Here is a 6,152-nt window from a genome sequence, read left to right on the forward strand (position 1 = left end):
TATAACTGATATTCTATTACATTATGAGCAAAACATATTTGACAGAAAAGAAGTTTTCCGACTTCGCCTTGCATCCAAAAGTGATAGAAGCCCTTGAGAAAAAAGGGTTCTCTAATTGTACACAAATTCAGGCATTGACGTTACCTATCACTGTGAAAGGTCATGACATTGCTGGGCAAGCCCAAACAGGAACAGGAAAAACGTTGGCGTTTTTAACCTCGACGTTTCATTATCTTTTAACTCACCCTGCAAAAGAAGGGCATGAAAAGAATCAACCTCGTGCACTGATTATGGCGCCAACGCGCGAATTAGCTGTGCAAATTTATACAGATGCACAACCTTTAGCACAAAGCACTGGTGTTAAAATGGGTCTAGCCTATGGTGGAGATGGCTATGACGAACAACTTAAAGTATTAAATAACGGTGTAGATATCGTTATCGGTACCACAGGTCGTTTAATTGACTATGTAAAACAAGGTCACATTAATCTTAACGCTATTCAAGTTGTCGTACTTGATGAAGCAGACAGAATGTACGATCTGGGCTTTATTAAAGATATTCGCTGGTTATTCCGTCGCATGCCAAATGCCGCAGAGCGTATGAATATGCTCTTTTCCGCCACACTCTCATATCGTGTCAGAGAGTTAGCTTTCGAGCAGATGAATAACCCTGAATATGTAGAAGTTGAACCTGAACAAAAAACTGGGTTTAGCATAAAAGAAGAGCTGTTCTATCCTTCTAATGAAGAAAAAATGCGTCTTCTGCAAACCTTAATTGAAGAAGAGTGGCCAGAGCGCTGTATTATTTTTGCTAACACCAAACATCGTTGTGATGATATTTGGGCGCATCTTGCCGCAGATGGACACCGCGTAGGTCTATTAACAGGTGACGTGCCACAGAAAAAACGTCTGCGTATCCTAGAAGATTTTACCCAAGGTAATATTGATATTCTTGTGGCAACCGATGTTGCAGCTCGTGGTCTTCATATACCTTCTGTAACACATGTCTTTAACTATGATTTACCTGATGACTGTGAAGATTATGTACACCGTATAGGTAGAACTGGACGTGCGGGTAAAAGTGGTAACTCAATTAGCTTAGCCTGTGAAGAATACGCGTTGAATTTACCGGCGATTGAGACCTATATTCAACATGCTATTCCTGTTAGTAAATATAACAGTGATGCATTATTAACTGATTTACCTGAGCCAAAACGTCGTCATCGTCCTCGTCAAGGTCAGCCTCGTCGTAATAATTCGGCACCTCGTAGAGGAAATAATACTCAACGTAATAACCGTAATAAACGCCCGAGTCACTCATAAATTATGCTGAAATCCTCATCACTTTATGCTGCTATCGATTTAGGCTCTAACAGCTTTCATATGTTAGTCGTTCGTGAAATCGCGGGATCTATCCAAGTATTATCTCGCGTTAAACGTAAAGTCAGACTTGCTGCTGGCCTAAATAAAGAAAACGAGCTGTCAGAGCAGGCTATGGAGCGTGGTTGGCAATGCTTGCGACTGTTTTCTGAATATCTCAGAGATATTCCCGCAGAACAAATCCGAGTCGTTGCAACTGCGACCTTACGTATTGCTAAAAATGCAGATATTTTCGTCGCTAAAGCGTCTGAAATATTAGGCAATACGGTTCATGTTATCAGTGGTGAGGAAGAAGCACGCCTTATCTATCGTGGTGTTGCCCATACAACGGGTGGTGCAGAACAGCGCTTGGTGGTAGATATTGGTGGCGGTAGCACAGAATTAGTCACCGGTACGGGGGCTAAAACAACACAGCTAATGAGTTTGAGCATGGGTTGTGTAACATGGCTAGAGCGCTATTTTAGCGATCGCTCATTAACAGAAGAAAACTTTGCTCAAGCACAACAGGCAGCAAAAGCTATCCTTGCACCTGTGGCAGAAAAACTTATCCAACAAGGTTGGCAGGTTTGTGTGGGGGCATCGGGCACCGTTCAAGCATTACAAGAGATCATGATTGCTCAAGGAATGGATGAATTAATTACCTTACCTAAATTAGAGCGACTGAAACAAAAAGCCATTGAGTGTGGCAAGCTTGAAGAGTTAGAAATCGAAGGCCTTACTTTCGAAAGAGCGCTTGTTTTCCCTAGCGGATTAGCCATTCTGATCGCTATTTTTGAAACCCTGCATATTGAAAATATGATCTTAGCCGGTGGTGCACTACGTGAAGGCTTAGTCTACGGTATGTTGCATTTACCTATTGAGCAAGATATTCGTCAACGTACTTTGCGTAATATTCAGCGCCGTTTCCAAATTGATATTGAGCAAGCCCATCGTGTTCAACAATTAGCAGAGCATTTTTTCATTCAAGTCAGTAAAAGTTGGCAATTAGATAATCGCTGTCGAGAGCTACTTTCCAGCGCTTGTGCCTTACATGAAATCGGCTTAAGTGTTGATTTTCGCCAAGCGCCTTCACATGCCAGTTATTTAGTTTCTCACCTTGATTTACCTGGTTATACACCCGCGCAACGACGTTTAATCGCCTCATTTTTAAGAAATCAGAAGGGGATTATCGATCTCGCACCTTTGAATCAGCAAAATGCGCTACCGATAAATCAAGCATACCGCTTGGTACGTTTACTTCGCCTAGCAATTATTTTTGCCAGTCGTCGTCGTGATGATACTTTACCTGCACTGCGTTTACGTACTGAAGATGAAAAATTAATCATTACCTTGCCACATCAATGGATCGCTGAACATCCTTTACGTGCGGAAAATCTTCATGAAGAGATACAGTTACAAAGCTACGTTCATTGGCCATTAATGCTTGAAGAGCAAAATAACTCACGCATAGGTTAAAACGTCTAACTAGATTCAAAATAATCCCTTACTTATCATGCAAGTAAGGGATTTTATTTTTTACTGACAGACAGCTAAGGTTTATGTCTCGCCAACATCGCTTTAAGCCCAGCGACCCCTTTTTGCCCTTTTTCTTGCTTTTCTTGAGCACTTAACACTTTCTTTTTATTGGTATCCCAATGGAGATCGTCTTGAGGCAATTCATATAGAAAACGACTGGGCTCTGGACGAATTAATTCACCGTATTGACGTCGTTCTTTACATAATGTGAAAGTTAATGTCTTTTGTGCTCGAGTAATACCGACATAAGCTAAACGCCGCTCTTCTTCAACGTTATCTTCATCGATACTACTTTGATGAGGCAAGATCCCCTCTTCCATGCCAACCAGAAAAACATGTGGAAATTCCAGTCCTTTTGAGGCGTGAAGTGTCATTAATTGCACTTGATCTAACTCTTCATCGGTTTCGCCACGCTCCATCATATCGCGCAGAGTAAAACGGTTGACCACTTGAGAGAGCGTCATGGGTTCATGTAGCTCATCCCCCTCAAGCATTTCACTCATCCAAGAAAAAAGCTGGTTAATATTTTTCATTCTCATTTCAGCCGCTTTCGCGCTACTAGAGGTTTCATATAACCAACTTTCATAATCCATTTCATGAAGCAGATCACGTACAGCGAGCAAAGGCTCACGCTCTGATTGTTGTACAATTCGCGCCATCCACTGTGAAAAAGCCTGTAATGCACTTAAACCTCGCCCTGTTAACGTTTGGCTTAATCCCAAGTCAAAACAGGCATTAAATAAGCTTTTATCACGGACTTTAGCCCACTCCCCCAACTTTTGGATAGTCATCGGGCCTATTTCACGACGAGGCTTATTGACGATACGTAAGAATGCAGCATCATCATCCGGATTAGTGATCACTCTTAAGTAAGCCAAAATATCCTTGATCTCTTCACGGGAAAAAAACGAGGTTTCACCCGAAATGCGATAAGGAATACGATTTTGCATCAAATACTTTTCAAAAATACGCGACTGGTGATTACCTCGATAGAGTATTGCGTAATCTTTATAATTAGTTTTATTAATAAAATGATGGGCAATCAGTTCCCCCGCTACACGCTCAGCTTCATGCTCTTCATTATTAGCGGTTAATACTCGTAGTTCATCCCCATAACCTAATTCTGAAAACAGCCGTTTTTCAAATACATGGGGATTATTTTCAATTAAAATATTAGCTGATTTTAAAATACGCCCTGATGACCGATAATTTTGTTCCAGTTTGATCACATTTAGCTGTGGGAAATCTTTTTGCAATAGCACCAGATTTTGGGGACGCGCACCACGCCATGAATAAATAGACTGATCATCATCCCCCACCACAGTGAAACGGGCTCTTTCGCCCACTAACCATTTCACCAACTCATATTGGCTTGTATTGGTATCTTGATATTCATCCACCAGCAGATAACGAATACGCTGTTGCCAGCGCGCCCTTACTTCTTCATTAGTACGTAATAGCAAGGTAGGCTTACTGATTAAGTCATCAAAATCCAATACATTACAGCTTAGTAAATGTTGCTCATAACGTCGAAAGCACTCGGCAAAAGTATGATCTTGCTGCGATTGTGCTCTACCAATCACTTGCTCAGGTGTAAGCATGTCATTTTTCCAGTTAGAGATTTGACTCTTTAACTGTGATAGCAAATCTTTATCTTCTTCTAATAAATCTACCGTTAATTCTTTTAATAATGCGGATTGGTCTTGATCATCAAACAAAGAAAAGTTGGATTTTATGCCTAATGCTTTGTATTCTCGCTTAATAATCTCCAATCCTAATGTATGGAAGGTCGAGATCATTAATCCTTTCGCCTCTTGTTTTCCCAATGTTTGAGCAACACGCTCTTTCATTTCACGCGCTGCTTTATTGGTAAAAGTCACCGCAGCAATCTGCTTAGCAGAATAACGGCATTGACGAATAAGGTAAGCAATTTTATTGGTTATCACCCGTGTTTTACCCGAGCCGGCTCCCGCCAAGACCAGACAAGGACCTGACACATATTCAACTGCTTTTTGCTGACCGGGATTTAATCGCATACTTTTTCCAAACTTCATTAACCAAGAATATCACGGGGAGTCATTGTAGCAGAAAGCGCATAGGAAAATGGTTCAGTTTTTTGAGCTTTATTTCTCTAGTTAAAGGAAGTTTAACCTTGTTTAATAAAGTTTTACTTTGTATAATATTCAAACAAATATGGAGGTGTATATTATGAGTATAAAAAGCGAATTAATAGCCACTAAAGTTGATATAGAGCTCAAAGAGGCTTTTGTTGCAATAGCTCGAAATAAACACAGACCAGCCTCTCAAATCTTAAGAGATCTCATTCGAGTTTATGTGGAAAGTAATCAAACACAACCAAATGAAAAAACATTAAACACTTTTGCAAAAACAGATAAAGGTGATGATGTTTTTTATGCTGAAGATGCCCATGATTTATTCAAAAAATTGGATATCTAAATGCGAAAAGTGAGTTATTCAGGACAATTTAAAAAAGACTTAAAACTCGCAGAAAAGCGAGGAAAGGATATTAATAAACTAAAAGAGATTATATTACTATTAGTGCAAGGAAAACGACTACCTGCTCAATTGAAAGATCATCCATTAACAGGAAACTGGAAGCCTCGTCGAGATCTTCATATCGAACCTGATTGGCTACTTATTTATAAAATAGACAATGATACTGTTCATTTTGACAGAACTGGCTCACATTCTGATTTATTTAAATAAAAACCACATATCAAATTGATAGATATGTGGTTTTATCTTTTTAAAATATATTTAGCACTTATTTTTCTAAACTATCTATTTCAAGATATTGACATCCTCCACGCCCTAAAGGACGTGGATCCCTACTGCGTTCAGACTGATGTCTGAATCACCTCGGCGGGTTCCTGCTTCGACGGGCGGTCTGACTGCACCCTCCCTCCACAGGCAAGCACGGCATGTCCTGCCGCTAAAATGTTACGTGCCCCGTTGATATCAGCATTCGCTGTATATCCACATTCAAGGCACTCGAATTGACTTTGTGACTGGCGGTTTTCCTTTGCTGTATGACCACAGCAAGCGCACTTCTGACTGGTGTAGGCAGGGGGTATTGCCAGTACCTGACCACCTCGCCAGAGCTGCTTGTACTCAAACTGACGGCGCATTTCATACCAGCCCTGCTCCAGTATTGAGCGGTTTAAACCAGATTTCGCTTTTACGTTCCGTCCATGCCGTTCTGTCGTACCTTTTGCCGATTTAGACATGTTACTGACC

The 6,152-nt window shown here is 40.7% G+C and carries 6 protein-coding genes; 4 read left to right on the plus strand and 2 right to left on the minus strand.

Features of this window, described 5'->3' with window-relative positions:
• Positions 1–23 precede the first annotated feature (23 nt).
• Positions 24–1,322 carry an ATP-dependent RNA helicase RhlB gene (gene rhlB, locus AACQ49_RS13255; protein ID WP_004246356.1) on the plus strand — a complete coding sequence of 433 codons (1,299 nt, stop codon included), beginning with the start codon at positions 24–26 and terminating at the stop codon, positions 1,320–1,322.
• A gap of 3 nt (positions 1,323–1,325) precedes the next feature.
• Positions 1,326–2,834 carry a guanosine-5'-triphosphate,3'-diphosphate diphosphatase gene (gene gppA / locus AACQ49_RS13260; protein ID WP_004246357.1) on the plus strand — a complete coding sequence of 503 codons (1,509 nt, stop codon included), beginning with the start codon at positions 1,326–1,328 and terminating at the stop codon, positions 2,832–2,834.
• A gap of 74 nt (positions 2,835–2,908) precedes the next feature.
• Here gppA and rep read toward each other — a convergent pair whose 3' ends face one another.
• Entirely contained in the window at positions 2,909–4,930 is a 2,022-nt protein-coding gene (gene rep, locus AACQ49_RS13265; protein WP_004249673.1) for a DNA helicase Rep, read from the minus strand.
• 172 nt (positions 4,931–5,102) lie between these two features.
• Here rep and AACQ49_RS13270 point away from each other — a divergent pair, with 172 nt between their 5' ends.
• Both AACQ49_RS13270 and AACQ49_RS13275 read left to right on the plus strand, forming a co-directional pair.
• Positions 5,103–5,351, plus strand: a complete 249-nt coding sequence (locus AACQ49_RS13270; RefSeq protein WP_004253075.1) for a hypothetical protein — start codon at positions 5,103–5,105, stop codon at positions 5,349–5,351.
• Positions 5,352–5,621 carry a type II toxin-antitoxin system YafQ family toxin gene (locus AACQ49_RS13275; protein WP_004246360.1) on the plus strand — a complete coding sequence of 90 codons (270 nt, stop codon included), beginning with the start codon at positions 5,352–5,354 and terminating at the stop codon, positions 5,619–5,621.
• Positions 5,622–5,752: 131 nt separating this feature from the next.
• Here the strand turns inward: AACQ49_RS13275 and AACQ49_RS13280 are convergent.
• On the minus strand, positions 5,753–6,152 hold a 400-nt coding region (locus AACQ49_RS13280), incomplete at its 5' end, for an RNA-guided endonuclease InsQ/TnpB family protein (protein ID WP_161747487.1).

Source organism: Proteus sp. G2675, assembly GCF_963886535.1.
In the GTDB taxonomy this organism is placed as follows: Bacteria; Pseudomonadota; Gammaproteobacteria; order Enterobacterales; family Enterobacteriaceae; genus Proteus; species Proteus mirabilis.

Bases quoted from the DNA above. Each gene is read 5' to 3' on its own strand.
- rhlB (WP_004246356.1), top strand. From the start codon at position 24: ATGAGCAAAACATATTTGACAGAAAAGAAGTTTTCCGACTTCGCCTTG.
- AACQ49_RS13275 (WP_004246360.1), top strand. From the start codon at position 5,352: ATGCGAAAAGTGAGTTATTCAGGACAATTTAAAAAAGACTTAAAACTC.
- AACQ49_RS13270 (WP_004253075.1), top strand. From the start codon at position 5,103: ATGAGTATAAAAAGCGAATTAATAGCCACTAAAGTTGATATAGAGCTC.
- gppA (WP_004246357.1), top strand. From the start codon at position 1,326: ATGCTGAAATCCTCATCACTTTATGCTGCTATCGATTTAGGCTCTAAC.
- rep (WP_004249673.1), bottom strand. From the start codon at position 4,930: ATGCGATTAAATCCCGGTCAGCAAAAAGCAGTTGAATATGTGTCAGGT.